Annotated in this window: 18 protein-coding genes; 6 read left to right on the top strand and 12 right to left on the bottom strand. The window is 72.8% G+C overall.

Features of this window, described 5'->3' with window-relative positions; translation table 11 throughout:
* Window positions 1-280 precede the first annotated feature (280 nt).
* From Acy02nite_RS16685 to Acy02nite_RS16705, 5 genes are all read right to left on the bottom strand, one after another.
* Window positions 281-1015 carry a nitroreductase family protein gene (locus Acy02nite_RS16685; RefSeq protein WP_203741575.1) on the bottom strand — a complete coding sequence of 245 codons (735 nt, stop codon included), beginning with the start codon at window positions 1013-1015 and terminating at the stop codon, window positions 281-283.
* A 46-nt stretch (window positions 1016-1061) separates the two neighbouring features.
* Window positions 1062-2693 (bottom strand): nitroreductase family protein, encoded by a 1632-nt coding sequence (locus tag Acy02nite_RS16690; protein WP_203741576.1) that lies wholly within the window; start codon window positions 2691-2693, stop codon window positions 1062-1064.
* A complete protein-coding gene (locus Acy02nite_RS16695) occupies window positions 2690-3334 on the bottom strand; it encodes a TOMM precursor leader peptide-binding protein (protein WP_203741577.1) in 645 nt (214 codons plus the stop codon). Before Acy02nite_RS16695 ends, Acy02nite_RS16690 begins: the two co-directional genes overlap by 4 nt.
* A gap of 9 nt (window positions 3335-3343) precedes the next feature.
* Window positions 3344-4672: a YcaO-like family protein gene (locus tag Acy02nite_RS16700; RefSeq protein WP_203741579.1), complete on the bottom strand. Its 1329-nt coding sequence runs from the start codon at window positions 4670-4672 to the stop codon at window positions 3344-3346.
* Window positions 4673-4905: 233 nt separating this feature from the next.
* The gene (locus tag Acy02nite_RS16705) at window positions 4906-5841 is read right to left on the bottom strand and encodes a cation diffusion facilitator family transporter (protein ID WP_203741581.1); all 936 of its coding nucleotides are present in this window, start codon (window positions 5839-5841) and stop codon (window positions 4906-4908) included.
* Between the two features lie 168 nt (window positions 5842-6009).
* On the opposite strand from Acy02nite_RS16705, the gene Acy02nite_RS16710 reads away from it, so the two are divergent.
* Complete coding sequence (locus Acy02nite_RS16710) at window positions 6010-7005, top strand: hypothetical protein (RefSeq protein ID WP_203741583.1); 996 nt, start codon at window positions 6010-6012, stop codon at window positions 7003-7005.
* A gap of 52 nt (window positions 7006-7057) precedes the next feature.
* Here Acy02nite_RS16710 and Acy02nite_RS16715 read toward each other — a convergent pair whose 3' ends face one another.
* On the bottom strand, window positions 7058-7312 hold the full coding sequence (locus Acy02nite_RS16715; RefSeq protein WP_203741584.1) for a beta/alpha barrel domain-containing protein: 255 nt from the start codon (window positions 7310-7312) through the stop codon (window positions 7058-7060).
* Between the two features lie 197 nt (window positions 7313-7509).
* Between Acy02nite_RS16715 and def the strand changes: the two genes are divergently transcribed.
* The gene (gene def / locus Acy02nite_RS16720; RefSeq protein ID WP_203741585.1) at window positions 7510-8055 is read left to right on the top strand and encodes a peptide deformylase; all 546 of its coding nucleotides are present in this window, start codon (window positions 7510-7512) and stop codon (window positions 8053-8055) included.
* A gap of 123 nt (window positions 8056-8178) precedes the next feature.
* On the opposite strand, the gene Acy02nite_RS16725 is transcribed toward def, so the two are convergent.
* Together Acy02nite_RS16725 and Acy02nite_RS16730 are read right to left on the bottom strand one after the other, a co-directional pair.
* Window positions 8179-8664 (bottom strand): DUF309 domain-containing protein, encoded by a 486-nt coding sequence (locus Acy02nite_RS16725; protein WP_203741586.1) that lies wholly within the window; start codon window positions 8662-8664, stop codon window positions 8179-8181.
* 29 nt (window positions 8665-8693) lie between these two features.
* Complete coding sequence (locus Acy02nite_RS16730) at window positions 8694-10175, bottom strand: MFS transporter (RefSeq protein WP_203741587.1); 1482 nt, start codon at window positions 10173-10175, stop codon at window positions 8694-8696.
* Between the two features lie 118 nt (window positions 10176-10293).
* Between Acy02nite_RS16730 and Acy02nite_RS16735 the strand changes: the two genes are divergently transcribed.
* Both Acy02nite_RS16735 and Acy02nite_RS16740 read left to right on the top strand, forming a co-directional pair.
* Window positions 10294-11184 carry a helix-turn-helix transcriptional regulator gene (locus Acy02nite_RS16735; RefSeq protein WP_239174926.1) on the top strand — a complete coding sequence of 297 codons (891 nt, stop codon included), beginning with the start codon at window positions 10294-10296 and terminating at the stop codon, window positions 11182-11184.
* Window positions 11185-11212: 28 nt separating this feature from the next.
* Complete coding sequence (locus Acy02nite_RS16740) at window positions 11213-11707, top strand: flavin reductase family protein (RefSeq protein ID WP_239174928.1); 495 nt, start codon at window positions 11213-11215, stop codon at window positions 11705-11707.
* Between the two features lie 368 nt (window positions 11708-12075).
* On the opposite strand, the gene Acy02nite_RS16745 is transcribed toward Acy02nite_RS16740, so the two are convergent.
* Complete coding sequence (locus Acy02nite_RS16745) at window positions 12076-13443, bottom strand: class I adenylate-forming enzyme family protein (protein WP_203741589.1); 1368 nt, start codon at window positions 13441-13443, stop codon at window positions 12076-12078.
* 2 nt (window positions 13444-13445) lie between these two features.
* Entirely contained in the window at window positions 13446-14966 is a 1521-nt protein-coding gene (locus Acy02nite_RS16750) for an NAD(P)-binding domain-containing protein (RefSeq protein ID WP_203741591.1), read from the bottom strand.
* Between the two features lie 63 nt (window positions 14967-15029).
* On the opposite strand from Acy02nite_RS16750, the gene Acy02nite_RS16755 reads away from it, so the two are divergent.
* A complete protein-coding gene (locus Acy02nite_RS16755; protein WP_239174930.1) occupies window positions 15030-16508 on the top strand; it encodes an aromatic amino acid ammonia-lyase in 1479 nt (492 codons plus the stop codon).
* Between the two features lie 29 nt (window positions 16509-16537).
* Here Acy02nite_RS16755 and Acy02nite_RS16760 read toward each other — a convergent pair whose 3' ends face one another.
* Window positions 16538-17977, bottom strand: coding sequence for a SagB/ThcOx family dehydrogenase (locus tag Acy02nite_RS16760; RefSeq protein ID WP_239174931.1), 1440 nt, complete (start codon window positions 17975-17977; stop codon window positions 16538-16540).
* A gap of 100 nt (window positions 17978-18077) precedes the next feature.
* Between Acy02nite_RS16760 and Acy02nite_RS16765 the strand changes: the two genes are divergently transcribed.
* Complete coding sequence (locus tag Acy02nite_RS16765) at window positions 18078-19076, top strand: FAD-dependent monooxygenase (RefSeq protein ID WP_203741593.1); 999 nt, start codon at window positions 18078-18080, stop codon at window positions 19074-19076.
* Here Acy02nite_RS16765 and Acy02nite_RS16770 read toward each other — a convergent pair.
* Window positions 19063-19557: a DinB family protein gene (locus Acy02nite_RS16770; protein WP_203741595.1), complete on the bottom strand. Its 495-nt coding sequence runs from the start codon at window positions 19555-19557 to the stop codon at window positions 19063-19065. The two genes, Acy02nite_RS16765 and Acy02nite_RS16770, sit on opposite strands and share 14 nt — an antisense overlap.
* Window positions 19558-19944: the final 387 nt, after the last annotated feature.

The following is a 19944-nucleotide window of genomic DNA, read 5'->3' on the forward strand; positions in this document are numbered from 1 at the left end:
CGCAAGGGCCGCACGGCCCGCAGGGGCCGCACGGTCCGCAGCCACCGCAGCCACCGGTGCCGAGCAGCGACGCGCTGACCACGGTCGGCAGCTGCTCGGCGGTCAGATCGTCCTCCAACCAGAGGTCGAGTTCATCGATGACCTCGGGTCCGTTCAGTTCACTGTGCATGCGACTCAGCTCCTTCGATGTGTCGTGTCCATGCAGGTTCCGGTCGGCGTTCGGGCCTTCCGGCCGGGGTCCGTACGCCGGAAACGCGGACCCCAGACTGTGGACCGGGCGCTACGCCGCCGTTGCGGTCGCGGGGTGCGCGACGGCGAAGGCGAGCAGTGGCGCGCGGTGATAGCCGTCGGCGCCCGCACGTTCCCGCAGCACGTGGGGCAGCAGACCGGCGAAGACGGTGCCGGCCAGGCGCAGGCGCAGGGCGGCCAGCCAGGCGGCGTGCCCGGCCGCGCCGGCCCGCGACAGCAGCAGGCGGTGGCCGTGGCTGCCGTGCCGGTCGAGCGAGCCGGCCAGGTTGCCGGTGATCACGAGCAGGGCGGCCGCCTGGGCGAACTCCGTCTGGATGACCAGGTCGGCGGCTTCCTGGCCGGTCGGCAGGCTCGCGACGCGGCGCAGGGCGTCGCGTCCCGGCAGGTACCGGTAGAGGCCGGTGCCGACGCCGGTGACCCGCCAGGTGGCGCAGAAGAACTCCAGGCGGACGCCGGCGTCGCGCTCGCCGGGCCAGGACTCGGCGTCCATCGTCTCGGCGGCCGCGAAGATCGCGGAGAGCTCGGCGGCGGTGATCGGCTCGGGCCCGTAGTCGCGGACCGCGACCCGGCCGGGCAGCACCTCGTCCAGCGTGGCGCGCGGCGGGGCCGGCGACGGCAACTCGGTGATCGGTCCCTGATCGGGTGCGGGCATCAGGTGGGTGGGCACCGGTGTGAGCGGGCGGCGGGCCCCGGCCGCGTCCAGCCGGCTGTCGATCATCAGCTCGCCGAGGATCCGGTAGCGGTCCTGGTCGGTGGTGACAGTCATGGCAGGCCTCCACAGGCGGTCGTTCCGGGCTGCTCAGAAACGGTCATCACAGGCCTCCCGCGATGCCGTCCAGGGCGATCACGGCGGTGACCGGCTCGGTGTCCGGGTCGGTGCGCAGCGCGTCGTGGATCGCCGTGTCGTCCCAGCGGGTGGCGAACCGGCTGGTGATGCCGTGCGTCGCCGCGACGGCGGAGAGCTGGGCGAGCGCGCACCCGGCGTCGAGGCCGAGGATCCGGTAGGCGAAGTCGAAGTACTTGGCCCCGACGACGGCGAGGGCCCCGGTGAGCACCAGCAGCGCGGACGGGCCGGTCTCCTCGAGCTCGGGGCAGGCACCGGCCGACGCGGCCCGGACGCGGCCCAGGCTGTGGTCGGCGCGCTGGTAGAAGTACCAGCCCGGGTCCAGCCCCTCGACGCCGGACGCGAGCAGGTACGCCTGCACCGACCCCAGGTTCCCACCGGTCGGCGCCCACCGGCTGATCTGACCCGGCAGGCCGTTGTCACCGAGGTCGCGCAGACCCGCCGTACGGCGAAGAAGATCTGACAGTGACCCGTCGCCCAGCGCGAGACGCGGGGCGGCCTTGAACTCCTTGTTGTAGCGCTGCAGCGCGTGGTTCGCGGGCCGGTAGTGCGCCTGGTGCTCCTTGGGGTTGAGCCATTCCCGGGCGGGGAAGGCGACCGCCTGCTCGTAGCGGTGGGCCACCGGCGGCGTCTGCGTCGCGGCGTTCGGGTCGGCGGGCAGGCAGACCGGGCAGCCGGGCCGGCGGAAGGCGCCGACGGCGAGTTGCGACCACTCGTTCAGGTCGTAGACCGTGCAGACCTGCATCGACGGTGTCTGGCCGACCCGGGAGAGCAGGTGAACGGTTTCGGTCACGGCCAGCGCCACCCAGGCCGCGGCGCGGGCCGGGGACGGCACTCCCGCCGGGCCGGACCGGTTCCGCGCGAAGCAGTCGTGGCAGCAGGTGTATCGGGCGTCGAACAGGGGCCCGACCTCGGCGGTGTTCGCGCCGGCCGCGGTCCGAAGCCAGCTGACCCCGGCTTCCCGGCAGGCGGCGTCGACCTTCGCCATCGCGGCGGCGTCCCCGTCGTCGACGGCGACCAGGAAGTCACCGGCGGTCAGCTCCTCACCGGCCCAGGGGTGCGCGTCGGCGCCCGCGCCGGCCAGTTCGGCGCGCAGCGTCGCGGCGAGCGGCCCGGCCCCGGCGACCAGCACCCGGGTACGGGCCAGGCGCTCGCACGCCTCGTTGCGGCTGCGGTTGACCCGGGTGGTGTCCAGGTTCCGGCCGAGGTATCCGGCGACCTCGGGCGGGATCACCTCGACGACCTCGCCGACCGGTCCGTCCTGCAGCAGGCCGCTCACGTAGAGCAGGGACACGCAGCCGTGCAACGACTTCAGCGGTACGCGCGGGAGCGCCTCGGCCAGCTCGGCCACCGTGCGGGTGCCGTCCAGGTACGGCAGCAGCCGGGGAACGAGCTGCACCGCCGAACGGCCGCGGAGCACGGTCTGCCGGTTGCCGGTGCCCACGAACGCGACGCCGTCGACCAGCGGCACCTGGACCAGGCCGGCCGCCAGGCACGGGCGAGCCGGCGGGGCGAACTGGGGGTCGGTGGCCACGGCGTACGCCATGGTCGCCGCGTCCATGCGCCCGTCGGTGCGGGTGGTCTCCTCGACCTGGATCATCGCCACACTCCCTGCAGCAGCTCGGGCAGCCGTTCGTACGACCGCGTCGTCTCGTCCCGTCCCAGCCCGCACCGCGGGCAACCGTGCGCGCCGACCACCCGGCCGGTCCGCACCTGCTGGGCCGGCACCTCGATCTGGCGCACCCGGCCCGCCTCGCTGGCCGCGTCGGCGCGCAGCCGGTCGACCGCCTCGGCCGCGAGCGCCGCGGCGAGCAGCGCGGTCGACGGGAGGAAGCCGTCCGGGCCGGCCTCGGGGTGGGCGTCGTAGTGGTCGCCGGTCGCCGCGCGGATGACGCGGGCGTTGTCGTGCTGGGCGATCCGGCGGCGGTAGCAGTCGTGGCAGGCGCCGAGGCCGGGGACGACGGCCGGGCCGACTTCGAGCTGGGGATGGTCGAGGATCACCGGCAGCCAGGGCCGGCCGGTCCGGAACGACTCCTCGTCGAACTCGCGCTCCAGCCGTGGAGCGCGACGCCAGGAGGCGAGAAGATTGATTCCGCTTTGTCGTGATAAAACGTCCAGAACCTCGGCGACCGGCAGCCCGCCGGGCGCGTCCACCACCGACACGTGGGGAACCAGGTCCCGCAGCCGCTCGGCGACCGCGTACCCGAACGGTCCCACCGCGGTGATGATCAGGTGCGACATGGTGACTCCTCAGGCGAACGGCTGCGGCCAGGAATTGAGCTCGGACTCGGGCCGGCTGGGATAGCCCATCCGCACCGGCGCCTCGTACAGCCGCGGACTGCCGAGGAAGCGCGAGCGGTACGTGAACGAGAGCGGCAGCAGCCCGGGAATCACCGCGCGGACCACGGTCATCCCGGCACGGATCGCCTCGTCCGGGCTCAAGTCCACCAGGTACGAGTCGAGCCCGCTCGCGTCCAGCCGATCCAGCACCACCCGTAGGTCCGCGGCCGCGTCGCCGGTGGCCAGGTTCGGCATCTCGGACAGGCGGCGGCGTGCGCTGCCGCCGAGCAGGAAGTCGTAGGCCGGCGCGCGGGACGGGTGGCCCATGTAGATCGCGCCGTCCGACACCCCGCTGAAGTCGTGCACGTCGTCCGGCGCCTTGTCGCCCTGCAGCGCGATCCGCACGGACACCGTCTCGGAGATCGCCTTCGCGGCGGCCACCTGCGGGTCGAGGGCGGCCGCGCAGGCCACGACGGTGTCGCAGTCGGGATGGTTCGGGGCGGTCGAGACGGCGTACACGATCGGGATCCCGAGGTCGGTGGTCGCGTCGAACAGCTCGACCGTCACGTCCCGGTCCGCGTACAGGTCGAGGAACTTGCGCAGCTGCGGCCCGGCCACGTCCAGCTCGATCCGCGGCAGCGCGAGCTCCTGCAGCCAGACCAGGCTGATCGCGTCGCGCTCGATCACCTCGCAGAGCGCGCCGGTGACCGCGCGGACCGGGTCGCTGTGCGCCGCCGCGCCGGTCGAGATCGGGTTGGTGATCTTCTCCGCCCCGTGCGCGGCGATGTGCATGTAGACCAGCACCGCCGGGACCCAGGAGAGTTCCCGCGTACGCAGGTTCATCCCCTTGATCCACCGCATCCGCTCGGACTTGGCGGGCGGGACGACCGGGCAGTGCGGGTCGGCGAGCTCCGTCGCGGAGCAGCGCGGCAGCGCGTCGAGGTCGAGGACGTCCTCACCGAGGGCGGTCAGTTCGTCGGCGGTCGCCCAGCGCAGCTGCGCGTCGGCGTAGAGGCTGTTCGCGTACCGTTCGAGCGCCTCGGCGCAGGCCACCATCCGCGCGTGCTCCGGGTCCACCCCGGTGCCGGTGCCGTCCAGACTGCCCAGGCAGTCCGGCCCGCACATCGTGTCGATCACCGTCGACACGTCACCGAGGTTCGCGGAGAAAACCTTCAGCGGCGGGTTCGACGGCTCGACCGGCAGCTGCTGCACCCCGGTTATCAGGCCGCCCAGCGGAGAGACCAGGTCCTGCAGCGTGCCCGTCGCCCGCCGCGCCACCTCTGTGGCCACCGCACTCATCTCCGCGCACCCTCTCGTCAACCGGCTCGCGCCGGCCGGACGGTCCGGCGCGTACTCAAGCCTCGTCCCGAGAAAGCGCGTTTCGCTGGTGTTTACGGAAATTGCAGCCTGGGTAAATTAATGCGCTTTTGTTAGGAATGTAGGGACAGTAACCTGCCCCTGCCCTCGGTCGTTACAGGTACCGTTTCACCGCCCATTTCCCAGTACGCCGATAGGCCTTGTCGCCGCACTGATCACTCCAGGGTGACAGTCACCTGGGTGACCGACTCGTCCTCCAGAAGTGCACGCCGCAGCCGCGTCACCCGGCCCACCAGGTCGTCGTCGGTCTTCGGCGTCACCCACAGATTGACCAGCAGCTGCGACGGACCGACCCAGACCCCGTGCAGGTCCTTGATCTCGGCCACCCACTCCTCGTCGCGCACCCGCTCGCGGATCGGGTCGAGCACGTCCGCCGGGGCCGACTCGTCCAGCAGCAGCCCCTTCGAGCGCCGCGCCAGCAGGAACGCCACCCCGATCAGCAGCAGGCCGATCGTCATGCTGCCGACCGCGTCCCAGCCCGCCCAGCCGGTCGTCGCGTGCAGCACCAGCGCCGCGAGCGCGATGGCGAGGCCGGCCAGCGCCGCGGTGTCCTCCAGGAAGACCGTCGTCACGCTCGGGTCGGACGCGTGCCGCAGGTGATGCCGCATCGACCGGCCCTGCTCGCGGGCCTCCTCGCGCAGCTGCTTGTGCGCGGTGTACCAGGAGAAACTCTCGAAACCGGCGGCCACCACGAGGACCCCGACGCCGACCCAGAGCGACTCCACCGGCTCGGGCGCCAGCAGGCTGCGAACCCCCTCACCGATCGACAGCACGCCGCCGACCAGGAAGATCCCCAGCGCGGCGAGGAACGTCCAGAAATACCGTTCCTGCCCGTACCCGAAGGGATGTTTCTCGTCCGGCCCTTTACGGGACTTCTTCAGCCCGACCAGCAGCAACACCTCATTGCCGGTATCCGCCACCGAGTGAGCCGCCTCCGCCCACATCGAGGCCGACCCGGTCAGGAACCCGGCGACGATTTTCGCGATGGCGATGGCCAGATTCGCGGCCACCGCCACGAGCACCGTCCAGGTGCTGCCCTTTTCCTTGTCGGATCCATTTCCGGTACGGCCGTTGTCCGCGCTGTTCTCCACGAATCCGCCGTTACCCGCCCGCCCGCGCGGGCACACGTGTCGATCCTCTCCCGGGCGACGCTTTCCACCGCGACGATCCCGTCACCGGCGGCATGATGCCGGGTGGAACCAGCGGTGCCGCGCCGACGTCTGACCCGCTGAACCGTCAGCAGAACTCGGGGGAAGACGATGCGTGGTGTGGTCAAGGCGGCGGCGATCGTCCTGGCAGTGGGAGTCCTGGCAGCGTGCGCACGCCCGGCGGGAGCACCTGAGCCCGCCGCGTCGCCGGCGGAATCGGCCGCCGACCGGCCGGCGCTGCCGGCCGGTTGGCGGTGGGAGTCGTTCGGCGGCGTCCAGGTCGGCGTCCCCGGCGACTGGGGCTGGGACAACCAGGCGATCCGGCTCGACGCCTGGTGCGTCAAACCGGGAGACCATCCGCCCGCGGTCGCCCGGCCCGGGGGCCCGATTCCGGCCATCGCCTGTGGCGGCGGGACGAACGGGACACCGCCCGGATCCCTGATCGCGAACACCGGCTGGACCGTCGGTTTCGGCCGCACGGATCAGAGCGACGGCATCACCCGCGAAGGTGACCGCACCACGGTGCGGCGCGACAGCGTGGAGGTGATCGTCCAGGCGCCGGAGCAGCTGCGCGACCGGATCGTCGCCACCGTTCACCGGGTGACGGTCGACGACGCCGGCTGCCCGGTCACCCATCAGATCAGCACCGGCCCCGACCTGCGTCCGGCACCGCCGGCAGACGTCACGGCCCTGCACGACGTGACCTCGCTCTCCGCCTGCAAGTACCCGCTGCCGGAGGCGGGTCCCGGCCGGGTGCCGCCGCGTCTGCTGTCCGGCCTGCGCCTGGACGGCGCGGCCGCCGCCGACGAGGTGCGCCGCATCGCCGCCGCGCCGGCCGGAAGCGGCGACCTGGACACCCCGGCGGACTGCCTGCCCGAGGCCGCCCACGGGAACGAGATCATCGTGCTCCTGGTGCGATCCGCGACCGGCCTCGCCGAGATGACGATGCGCTACGCCGGGTGCGTCCAGAACGGCTTCGACGACGGCACGACCGTCCGGCGGCTGACCAAGGCCGCCGTCGCTCCCCTGGTGGCCGGCCCGAACAGGATCTACGGCGGCTTCTCCGGCCCACCGGAGAAGGCGGACCTGCTACTCCCCCACGACTGAGGCACGCCCGGTCCGAGTCCTTTGTCTGGAAGTACGCCGGTAGAAACCGTTGTCACCGCTCGGGGTCGCCGGCTTTCTCGACCGGCCGGTAGCCCTCCGCGAACCGGGCCTCGCGATGCTCCTGAACCCAGCGCCGGCCCGCGGCAGGGTCCTGCCCCCAGTGCGGGATCGCATCGGCGACGACCTTGCCGTCGCGCTCGTGGACGACGCGGATCTCGGCGCCCTCGTCGTCGATCGACGCCATGACCGTCACGGTGTCGGCGCCCTGCGGCGTCTCTCGTCGGTAGACCTCTGTCGTGATGGGCATGGCAAGCATGATGACACCGGGGCCCGTGGGGGCAGACCCGCCCTTCGGCCGACATCCACGACCGCCGATCAAACTTCCGGCGGATGTCACCACGCAACGCCGCCGCTGTTGCCGGCACCCGTCGCCGACTGGTCGCGGGACCACTGACTGGCGTACGAAGTAGGTGGCACATCCACAGTGATTCCTGGAGGTCCGCAGTGACCGTAGTCTCCATCCGGAAGGTCGGTGACCCGGTGCTCCGCCAGATCGCCGCGCCGGTCACCGACTTCGACGCCGAGCTGGACAGGCTGGTCGGCGATCTGACGCAGACGCTCGCCCAGTCCCGGGGCGCCGGGCTCGCCGCGCCGCAGATCGGCGTCGGCCTGCGGGTCTTCGCGATCAACCCGGACCTGCCGGGCAACGACCTGAAACTCGACCACCTGGTCAACCCGGTCCTGGAGTTCCCCGATGAGGAGGAGCAGTACGGTCCGGAGGGCTGCCTGTCCATCCCCGGGATCTATCTGGACACCAAGCGGCGGATGAACGTGTCCGCCAAGGGTTTCACGAAGAAGGGCGACCCGGTCCAGGTCGTCGGCGACGGCATCCTCGCCCGCTGCATGCAGCACGAGACCGACCACCTGGACGGCATCCTGTTCATCGACCGGCAGGACGCCGAGGGCCGGCAGCGGATCCTGGACACCCTGCGGGAGGCTGCCTGGTTCGAGGGCCTCCCGGCGCCGGCGGTCAAGGTCAGCCCGCACTGACGCGGCGGTCGCGTCCCAGCGGCTCCGATCCTGCTCGGCGGTCGGGACCAGGCCGGGCCACCGACCGCCCGCGGAGTGCGGGTGACCCGCGTCCGGGATGGCAGGACACAGCGGTGCGACGGGTCACGAAGGGGTGAGCCGCGGCGCGAGCATCCCCTCCGGGATCGGGGCCTTGCCGATCATCGCGATGAGCTCCCTGGTCCAGGTGGTCAGCGCGGCGACGGGGATCCCATGAGGGGCGATCGGCGCGTACGGCGCGATCCGCTCCCCCGCCCGGCTGAGCAGCCGGACCGCGCCGATCTCGTTGCCGCGCCGCAGGTGGGTCACGCCGACCGCGAGCTGCGCCAGGCCCTTCCACAGCTCGCGGGTGTCGTCGTCGCACGCTTTCCAAGCGCCTTCGAGGACCTCGTGGGCGTGGAACGGCCGGCCGTCGGCGAGCAGCCGCTCGGCCTCGCGCAACGCCTCCGCGGGCGGCAGGACGAGATCGTCCGGGGTGGTGGGGACACCGGTCAGGCCGTGCGGCAGCGGGCGGCCGAGCCCGTCCCGCGGCCGGGCGTTGCGGGCCCGGCCGGTCGCGTCCCGGTCCCGCTGCACGCGCTGAGGTTCCATGCCCTCCATACTGCCCCGCCCCCGGTCCGTCAGTGGCGGCGCGGGCGTCCGTTCCCCGCCCGGCTCACGTCGCCGGTGCGCGGCGCCCGGCCCACGTCGCCGGTGCGCGGCGCCCGCAGGAACAGCGCGACGGCTGCCGCGGTCAGCATGCACAGGGCGGCGTTGACCACCACTGCGGTGCGTACCGCGGTGAGGATGTCGCCGGTGGCCTCGCCGCCGGGCGAGGCGAGGCCGGCGCTGACGACCGCGGACATGACCGGGATCCCGAGGGTGATGCCGATCTGCTGGCTCATCGTCGCGAGCCCTGCGGCGAGGCCCTGTTCCCCGTCGGGCAGACCGGAGGTGGCGGTGACCATGAACCCGACGATCGCGACGAGGTTCGCTGTGCCGCCGATGAACGTGGCGGCCAGCAGCAACGGCATCCCGGCCCGGTCCGGCCCCAGGAACACCAGCACCAGCGTCGCCATCGCCTGGACGCTCATGCCGAGCGCCAACGCCCGCTGAGGGTTGCCGAGCCGGGCGATCACCCTGGGGCCGAGGACGCCGCCGAGGACGGTGCCGAGGCCGAGGACGGCGAAGGACAGCCCGGCCGCCAGCGGCGCGAAGCCGAGGACTTCCTGCAGGTAGAGGGTCAGCAGGAAGACCAGCGAGGTCTCGGTCGCGAACGCGAGGATCCCCGCGAGGTTGCCCCACGCGACGGTGCGACGGCGCAGGATCCGGACCGGCACCAGTGGCTCGGCGACCCGGCGTTCGATCACCCAGAACGTACCCAGCAGCAGGGCGCCGGCAAGCAGGCCGCCCGGGGCACGGGGGTCGACCCAGCCGTGCTGTCCCGCGCTGACCAGGCCGAACACGACCGCGAGGAGACCCGCGGTGACGGTTACCGCGCCGGGGACGTCCAGACGGGGTCGCCGCTCGGGACGGCTCTCCACGAGCACGACCGGGGCGACGGCCAGGACGGCGGCGGCGACCACGACGTTGATGAAGAACGCCCACCGCCAGCTCAGCAGGTCGGTGATGACGCCACCGAGGATCGCGCCGGTGGTGAACCCGGCTGCCATCAGCGCGCCGTTGAGGCCCAGCGCCCGGTCCCGACGCGGCCCCTCCGGGAACGAGGTGGTCAGCAACGCGAGGGCGGCCGGGGTGACGGCCGCCGTGGCGAGGCCCTGCGCGACCCGGGCGACGAGCAGGACGGCAGGACCGGTGGCCAGTCCACCCGCCAGCGAGGAGACTCCGAGCAGCGCGATGCCGGCAAGGAACACGCGGCGCCGCCCGGCGAGGTCGGCGACCCGGCCGAACAGCAGCGTGAAGCCGGCCGCGCACAGCGCGAAGGAGGTGGCGATCCACTGCAGACCGGAGAGCGCGAACCCGACGTCGGCGCCGATCGCCGGCAGCGCCACGTTGAGAATGGAGAAGTCGACGGCCAGGGTGAAGCTGGCGGTCAGCAGCACCGCGAGGGCGAGCCGATCACGGACACCCGCCGTGCTGCGGGTCAGGAAGGTACTGGTCATGCGTCGAATCTGCAGCTGTGGTCCCGGCGACAGCCAGGCCACTGTTCCGGGTAGGCGGGGCCAGACTGGTACCGGCGGGGACAGGCAGCGGACGGCGACGCCGGGCAGGATGGGCGTCATGCACAGTGAGCGCGAGCTGGCCGGCTTCCTCCGGAGTCGCCGGGCCCGGTTGCGGCCCGAGGACGTCGGGCTGGTGTCGTACGGGCAGCGCCGGGTGCCGGGCCTGCGCCGTGAGGAGCTGGCCCAGCTGGCCGGGGTCAGCCCGATCTACTACACCCGGCTGGAGCAGGGGCAGAGCACCAACGCCTCCGAGTCGGTCATCGAGGCCCTCGCCCGGGCACTGGCCCTCACCGACGACGAGCGTGCCTACCTGCACGAGCTGGCCCGGCCGCGACCGGCGAAGCGGCGCCGCCCGCCGCGTGCCGAGACCGCCCGCCGGGGCGTCGAGCAGCTGATCACCGCGATGCGCGACGTGCCGGCCCTGGTGCTGGACCGCCGCAGCGACGTCCTGGCGTGGAACGAACTCGGCCACCTGCTGTTCGCCGGGCACTACGACCGGGCGGCGCCGGCCCGGCCCGCGGACCGGCCGAACCTGACGCGGATGCTCTTCCTCGACCCGCACACCCGCGAGCTGTACCGGCGCTGGGACGAGGAGGCCGGGCGCGCCGTGGCGTCGCTCCGGATCGCCGCGGGCCGCTACCCCGACGATCCGGCGCTGACCGCGCTGGTGGGTGAGCTGATCGTCAAGAGCCCCGAGTTCGCGGCGTGCTGGGCCAAGCACCCCGTCCAGGTCTGCGGGGCGGGCACCAAGCACCTGCACCACCCCGTCGTCGGTGACCTGGTCCTCGACTACGAGGCCCTGCACCTTCCGGAGGACGACGGGCAGCGGCTGCTGACCTACACGCCGGCCGCCGGATCGGGCCACGAGGCCGCCCTGCAGCTGCTCAGGGCCTCCGGCCACGCAACGAGTGAGTCTCGCCACGGAGCGACCCTCGACACCTTGACGTGAAGTCGGCTTTACGTTTTACCGTCTGCCCGTGGATCTAGAAACACTGCACGGTGTCGGCGAACGCATGAAGGGCGCGTTCCGCCGGTATCCGACCGGGGTGGCGGTGATCGCCGCGGCCGGCCCGGACGGCCCGGTCGGGCTGACCGCGTCCAGCGTCGCCTCGGTCGCCGTCGACCCGCCCGCGCTGTCGTTCTCGGTCATGGGCAGCCAGTCGGCGCGGGCCTTGCTGACCGCGCCGGGCTTCGTCGTGCACCTGCTCGGCACCCGCCACGCGGGGCTGGCCCACCACTTCGCGCGCTCCGGCGGCGAGCGCTTCACCCCGGGTCAGGGCTGGAGCACGCTGCCGACGGGTGAGCCGATCCTGTTCGACGCGGTCGCCGCGCTGCGGTGCGCACCGCTGCACCGCGTGCCGGTGGGCGATTCGACATTGGTCGTGGCGAAGGTGCTCGAGGTCTTCCACGGACCCGAGGACCGTCCCCTGATCCACCATTCCCGGCAGTTCATGAGCACCGAGGAATTCTGACCCGGGTCGTGAACTCGCGCCACGATCTGCCCTGCGACCCCATTGACAACCCTTTGCGCGTACGTCGTGAAAGCTCCGCCTCGTGGCTCCGTCCGCGAGGCCGCTGCCACTCCAGGCAGGCGCGCGACCCACGGTTTCGGGCTGGTTCTCATGGGCGTTATCCGGGACGGATAACGCCCATGAGAACCAGCCGGAAGGCCGGGCCGCCCGCATGCCCGGCCCCGGCCCCACGTCGCGTCCCCGGCGGGCGTTCACGGCTGGGTCGACGCACTCGACATGACCCTGAGTGCCAGCCGCACGCGCGCGGCTGGCACCTACGGCTGGGTCGACGGACCTGACACGACCGTGAGTGCCAGCCGGGGGCCGGGTCACGTGGCGGGGAGGGCGTACTTGTCGGGCTTGCCGCTCGGGGCCAAGGGGACGTGGTCGATGACGGTCACGGTCTTGGGGACCGAGGACGGGCCCAGGTGCGCGGCCACCCGGGAACGCAGGGCGGCCGCGTCCGGGGTGCGGCCGGTGACCGGGACGACGTACGCGTGAATCGCCTCTCCGGTCTCGTCGTCGGGGCGTCCGATCACGTAGGCCTCGGCGACCGCGGGGTCCGCCGCCAGCGCGCGCTCGATCGGGCCGGCGTAGACCAGCGTGGCCTGCACGATGATCACGTCGCGGGCCCGGCCGAGCAGCCGCAGGTAGCCGTCGTCGCCGAGCGTGGCCAGATCGCGGGTGCGGACCCAGCCGTCGACGAAGACGCGCGCCGACTCCTCCGGGTCCTGCCAGTAGAAACTGGCCTGCGCGGGCGTACGCACGTAGAGCTCGCCGTCCTGGAACCGCAGCGACGTGACCGGCGGTGGCCGGCCGACCGAGTCCAGCCGCTCCCCCGGCATCGCCATGGAGATCATCCCGGTCTCGGTCTGGCCGTAACCGTGGAAGATCACCGGCCCGAGCACGTCGAGCGCCTCCCGGAGCCGGCCCGGCTCGAGCGGCGAGCCGGAGACCATCAGCGCTCGCAGGCTGCTCAGGTCGACCGGGTTCGCGCGCTGGGCGCGGACGAGCTGGTGCAGTTTGCCGACCGTAATCACGCTCGCGGTGGCCCGGTGCTCGGCGATCGTGCCCGGGAACGCCGGCGGGTGGGCGGCGACGAGCGTGCCACCGGCGGCGAGCGTCAGGATGCCGTACTCCAGCATGACCTGGCTGCTCAGCGAGCCGAAGACGAGGTAGCGGTCGAGTCGTCGCGCCAGCTCGGCGACGGCCGGCGGCCAGCGGTCCGGGTGGGCTGCCCAGGCCGCGGACATCGCCGCGTACGTCTGTGCGCAGCCCTTGGGGTTGCCGGTGCTGCCGCTGGTGTAGATGATCCGCGCGACGTCGCCGGGCCGGCCGCCGACGTCGATCGGCTTCTCCGGGAAGCCGGACAACGAGCGGACCGCCGCGTCGTCGAGCAGCACGGCGTCGTCCCGTTCGAGCAGGTGGGACAGCTGACCCGGGGCGAGCCCGGACGGCATCCCGGAGACGCGCGCGCCGACCGCGAACGCCGCGATCGTCGCCGCGAAGGCGTGCGCGTCGACGGAGAGCCGCAGCGCCACCCCGCGTCCCGGCCCGAGCCCGTGCTGCCGTAGCCCGGTCGCGATCCGCCGGACCAGCGACAACATCTCCGCCGCGGTGACCACGCGATCACCGTCCTCGAAGACCGGCCGATCGCCGCCCTCGGCGAGCAGTTCGAGCACCGGAGCCGGCCACATCGTCAGAGGACGCCCTTGATGAAGCGGGCGAGCGGCTCCTGGTGGACCGGCGGCACGTTCCACTGGTTCTCCAGGTTCTCCGCGAGGTGGTGCTCGGCGATCACCTCGCGGTGCCGGCGCACGCGGACGACCGGGTGCAGGTAACTGGCCCGGTGCGCGGTGGTGGCGTCGTTCTCGGCGACGCGCGGGATCGTGATGTCGAACGGGTCGACCTGGTCGTGGCCGGGCCCGTATTCGAGGGTGACCACGAACGCGAGCGGTTCCGGGCCGAGGTAGGCGACGGGCACCTCCTCGCGGTAGTGCGCGGCGCCGTTCTCGACAGTGACCACGTCGGCGAGGACGGCGAACTGCTGCCACAGCCCGGACGAGACGTTGATCCGGGCGATGATCGCGTCGGTGATCGCTTCCGGCGTGGCTTCGACCGGGGTGGACGGCCACGGGATGTCGTGGTGGCGGCTGCGCAGGATGTGGTGGAGCGCGCGGACGGCGTACCGGAATCCGTGGATGAACCCGTTCGTCGACTTCTTGAAGTCGCGCTGCTGGGAGAGGGTGCCGGCGAAGTAGAGACCGGGCACGTCGACCGATTCGAAGGCCGGGGTCTGCTCCGGGAACCGGTCGTTGATCACCAGGCGCGGGCGGGCCGACTCGTCGAAGATGGACGCGTCGAAGCGGAAGCCGGTGGCCAGGATGATCCGGTCGTAGTCGATCTCGCGCAGCCGTTCGCTGGTCCGCGCGTAGCGGAAGGTGATCCGGAATCCGCCGTCGTCGCGCCGGGTGATGCGCTCGACGGTGCCGTCCAGCACCGCGTTCTGCGACTTCAGCTGGTACGTGTCGAGGAAGTTGTTGTTGACCGCGCGCAGATGCCCGACGTAGTGGGTCTGCCAGGCGAGTCGCACCGAGTGCGGGCCGGCCACGTGGATGACCGCGGCGGTCTCGACGAGCGCGTCAGCGGTCTCGAACGCGGAGTTGCCCTTGCCGATGATCAGGACCCGCTGGTTGACGAAGTCGTCCGGGTCGACGCTGACCGTGTCGTAGCGCTCGCACAGCTCGGCGCCCTCGATCGGCGGGACGTAGAACCGCGAGACGCCGGTGGCGACGACGACCTTCGCCGCCGTGAAGGTTTCCTCCGCGGTCGCGACGGTGAAGATTCCCTCCGCGGAGCGCGACACGCGCTGCACTTTCCTGCCGTAAAGAACGTTCAGACCGTCGGAGAAATCCTTCAGGTAACGCACGAAGTCGTCCGCCGCCGGGAAGTACTTCCGGCTGTAGTTCTTGAAAAGAAGCGCCGGGTCCTCGGTCAGCAGCGAGTTCCAGTCCGCCCGCAGGTTGAACTCCGGGTCGTCGGAACCGGTCCACACCTTGTTGATGGAGATCAGCGTCCGGTGCCGCGGATAGCGGGTGAAGAATGTCCCCGCCGCGTCACCGGCCTCCAGGACGACGTAGTCATGACCGTCGCGCTCCAGCAGCGCGGCGAGCTGCAGGCCGGCCGGCCCGGCGCCGATGATGAGATAGTCGTGCGTCATGCGGCGGAAATTACCGACGCGATTTCAGAGGGCTCTGAGAAGTCGTCACTAGCGTCCGAAACCATGACGATCGAGGTGGATCTGGCGGCCCCGCTGCGCATCGCGGACCTGCGCGCCGCCCGCGAGCCGATCACCGTGCTGGCCGGTCCGGAGGTCCGCGAACGGCTCACGGCCGGGCGCGCCTTCCTGGCCAAGGTGCTCGGCGACGACCGCGCGGTCTACGGCGCGACGACGGGTTTCGGCGCGCTCGTCGGCTACGCGGGCCGTGCCGACCAGCGCGACCAGGCCGACAACACGCTCGCGCACCTCGGCGCCGGCCACGGCCCGGACCTCGACCCGGAGCTCGCCCGCGCCACCCTGCTCGTCCGGGCGCACTCGCTCGCGCGCGGCGCCTCGGGCGTGTCACCGCACGTCGTCGACGCGCTCGCGGCCGCGCTGGGCACGACGTTCGCCCCGGCGATGCCGCGGCTCGGCTCGGTCGGCGCGAGCGGCGATCTGATCCCGCTGGGCGCAGCGGCGCAGGCACTGCGCGGGCGGGGAAACGCCTACGTGCACGGCGAGCGCCTGCCCGCCGCGGAGGCACTGGACCGGGCCGGGCTCACCCCGCTGCCACTCGACGGGCGGGACGCGCTCGCGCTGGTCAACGGCACGTCGCTGACCACGGCCGCGACCGCGCTGGCGCTCGACCGGATCCGCACGTCGCATCGCGTGATCCAGGCGCTGTCGTGCGTGCTGGCGGATCTGCTCGGCTGCGACCCGCAGTTCCTCGACGAGTCACTGCTGATCGCTTACGGACACCCGGGCGCGAACGCCGTCGGCGCGCGGATGCGGTCGCTCCTCGACGGGGTGACGCCGTCGGGGAGCCGGCCGCTGCAGGAGCCGTACTCCATCCGCTGCACGCCACAGCTGCTCGGCGCGGCCGAGGACGCGCTGCGCTATGCCGACGGCGTCGTCGCGGCCGACCTCGCGAGTGTCAGCGACAACCCGCTGTTCTTCCCGGGCGCCGACAAGGTCGTACACGGAGGCAACTTCTTCGGGCAACCCGCCGCCTTCGCCGCCGACGTCCTCACGATGGTGCTGGGACAGCTCGGCAACCTGGCCGAACGCCAGCTCGACCTGCTCGTCGACCCGGTCCGCAACGGCGGGCTCCCGCCGATGCTCGCGGCCGGCCCCGGTCAGCAGCACGGCCTGCAGGGCGTCCAGCTGGCGTCCACCGCGCTGATCGCGGAGATCCGCCGCGACGCGATGCCGGCAAGTCTGCAGAGCCTGCCGACGAACCTTCACAACCAGGACGTCATTCCCCTGGGTACGCAGTCAGCCCTGCGCGCCCTCGACCAGTCCCGCCTGCTCGGCCTGATCACCGGCTCGCTCGCGCTGGGCCTGCGTCAGGCCGTGCACGTCGGCGCGCGTACCCCGACCGCGCCCGCGTCCGCGCGACTGATCGACGCGCTCGCCGACGCCATCGCGCCGATCGACCCGGACCGGCCGCTGGAATCCGACGTCCGCCGGGCCGCCGAGATCGTGGAGTCCCACGTGTCCTGACGCCGTCGCGCCGGTCACCGGGGCTGCGGTCAGGAGTCGCCCAGGCGCGGAGTGACGGTGCGGACGGCGACCGGAGCGCCGGGTCCCCCGCCCGGCCGCGAACGGTACTCAGCGACGCCCACGCACGTGAACAGCAGCGCCGCCACCTCGTCGGGCTCGCCGAGCAGGCCCGGCACCTCCGAGTCGAGGAAGGTCATCCCGGTGGCGCTGGCGCCCAGCGCGTACACCGCCAGGTGCAACCGGCCCTCGACCAGCCCCGCCGCCAGCTGGGCGTCACGGTAGCCGCGGTCGTCGAGGGCCGCGAGGGGCACGGCCGCGATCACCACGTACGCCGCGTCGGCGGCCAGCGCCTGGTCCAGGCAGATCCGCAGCAGCTCGTCACGCTGGTCCCCGGTCCGCAGCGGCTGTTCCAGGTCCGGCCACCGGTACAGGCCCGGGGTGACGCCGTCGACGCCGTGCACGACCACCCAGTGCGGCACGTGCACGCCACGCAGCGCCGCGGCGAGCGGCCAGCGCAACTGCTCGGAGGTCAGCGTCCGGGACCGGTCCATCCGGCGCTGCGACCCGCGGCGGCGGACGATCTCGTCGAGCGAGCCGGACGGCGGCACCTCGGCCAGCGTGGTCCCCACCGCCCACGGCTCGCCCAGCGTGTCCCGCTCGCCGGCACGCTGCGCGGCGGTGCACAGTGGCAGCTCCACCTCGGGCAGCTCCCCGGGAACCGCGGGGCCGCCCGGCCGGATCGCCGGGCCGCCGTCACCGAGCGAGAGCAGCGCCACCGGGTACTCGTGCACGCCGTCCGCGCCGACCAGCTCCCGCACTGTCGCATCCGGGAACAGCGACCGCAGCCGCGGCACGAGGCCGGCGCTGTCCGCCGCTGCGGTCAGCTGGGCCAGCACGGTGCCGGCGTCCCAGTACAGGTGGCGCCAGCCGCGTTCGGCGTAACGCCAGCCGGTCCGCCACGGAACTCCCGTCACGACCAGGGTGGACACGTCGCCGTCGGCGGCCGGGGCGATCCGGGCGAGGGCGTGCCGCACCGGGTCGTACCAGTACACCGCGTCGGGCACGCCGGCGATCCCGCGGGCGCTGACATAGATCTCGAGCGGGAACCGTGCCCCGGCCGAACCGGCCGCCCGGAACAGGAACGGCTTGCCGTTGCGCTCGCCGGTCCGCACGACGCCCGCGCCGAGGAACAGCAGCCGTCCCAGTTGCGCCGCATCCAGCGGCAGGGCCGGGGTTGCGGCACCGGCCAGGACCGCGGTGGCGCTCACCCCCGGATCGGGCAGCTCGCGGGGCAGTTCCAGCACGTCGAGGCCATCCGGATACGCCTTGACCTGCGGCGGGAACGTGGCCAGGTCGTTCGGGGCCAAGTCGTGGCGCACCCGCGGGTCGTCGACGGGGACATCCCATTCACGGTCCGGCACGTACGACGTGAGCCGGTGCAGCAGCCCGGCGCCCTCATCGAGATTCACCCCGTCACTCTGCCAGACACCAGGGTCGGCTTCGTGCCGTCCGTACCGCCGGCAACGCGCCGGGACTGGCGAGGCTCACGATTTCGGCGATGATGGGCCCATGACGGTGGTCATCGTGGGCGGAGGCGTCGCGGGCGCGGCGACAGCACTGGCACTGCGGCAGACCGGCATCGAGGCGGAGATCTACGAGGCGCACGCCTCCGGTGGGGAGGACGCGGGGGCCTTCCTCACCGTGATGGCCAACGGGATGGCCGCGCTCGACGAACTCGGAGCCACCGCCGTCGTGGAGGCGATCTCCTCCCCGGCCCGGGCCGTCTCGCTGTGGGACGCGCAGGGCCGGCACCTGGGGCGCCGCCCGATCGAGGGCTCGGCGCGGTCGATGACCCGGGCGGCGCTGTACCGGGCGTTGCAGGACCTCGCCGCCGCCCGTGGCGTCCCGGTCCACCACGGCAAGCGGATGACCGGCGCCCTCGCCACCGGGGACGGCGTCGAGGTGTCGTTCGCGGACGGCAGCACGGTCGCCGGCGACCTGCTCGTCGGCGCGGACGGCATCCACTCCCGGACGCGCCGGCTCATCGATCCGCAGGCGCCGGAGCCGCGTCATTCCGGTCAGCACGTCGTCTACGGCTACGCGCCCGGCAACCCGGCCGGCGTCGACCCCGACGAGTACCACATGATCCGCGGCAGCCGCGCCTTCTTCGGCTTCACCGTCCCGTCCGGCGACGATCGCACCTGGTGGTTCGCCCGCATCGAGGGCCGGCCCGGCTCGGTCGCCGAGATGTTCCGCGACGACCCCGTCCCGGCCGCGGCGATCATCGCGGCGACCGGCTCCGACCTGGTGGGTGGCGACTCCTACGACATTCCGACGACCCCGCGCTGGCACAACAGCCGTCTGGTCCTGACCGGCGACGCCGCTCACGCCGCGACCCCGGCCGCCGCCCAGGGCGCGTCGATGGCCCTGGAGGACGCGGTCGCCCTCGCCGCGGCCCTGCGCGAGCACGGCGACCCGGCCACGGCCTTCGCCGCCTACGAGAGCACGCGACGCCGGCAGACCGAGGAGACCGTGGCCGCCAGCGCCCGCCTGATCAGCGGCCGGTGACGCCGTCGATCAGCTCGCGCAGGATGTCGGCGTGCCCGGCATGCCGGACGGTCTCGCCGGTCACGTGCGCGATCAGCCACCGCAGCGTGCGATGCTCGCCGTCGACCGCGGTCACGGAACGCGCCTCGGGGCCGCCCGCTGCCGCGATGTGCGCGTCGCTCTCCGCGATCGCCGCGCGGTAGTCGGCGATGACCTGCTCCGCCGAGCGCTCCGCCGGCACGACCATGTCGAAGTCGACGCCGGCCCATCGGGCGTCACCGGCGAGCGTGTAGCCGAACCAGTACCGCTCGCTGTCGGTCAGGTGCTGCACCAGCCCGAGCAGCGTCGTGTCGGACACCACCAGCCGGCGCCGCAGTTGCTCCTCGTCCAGCCCGTCGGTCTTCTTCACCACGCACGATCGTGCGAACGTCAGGAATGCCAGCGCCGTGTCCAGCTCGCCGCCGTCGTTCACCGGCACGCGCTCACGCTGAGTCTCAAGCATGCCCGCGACCCTATCGTCCACCTAGGGCTCACACGCCTCGCAGAATCCAACCGAGCCCGCCCCCAGCGCGCGTCACGCCTCCTGGCTGGTGCTCACGGTGGTTATCCAGCTGGATAACGACCGTGAGCACCAGCAGGAGGCGTGACGCGGCGGCCGCAGCCGCAACCACAGCGGAAGCCGCCGACGGACCACGGCCGGGGCCGTCACGCTTCCGGCTGGCGCTCACGGTCGTTATCGGTCCGGATAACCACCGTGAGCGCCAGCCGGAAGCGCACGCGGCGGCCGCGGGCGGGACCACGGCGGGGCTGTCGGCGGGTGCGCCGGGACTGCGGTGGGGCGGCCGCGAGCGGGCATCGGCTGTGCGCCGCGCGGACGGTGAGCCGGTTC

The sequence above is a fragment of the Actinoplanes cyaneus genome (genome assembly GCF_016862095.1).
Classification (GTDB): Bacteria; Actinomycetota; Actinomycetes; order Mycobacteriales; family Micromonosporaceae; genus Actinoplanes; species Actinoplanes cyaneus.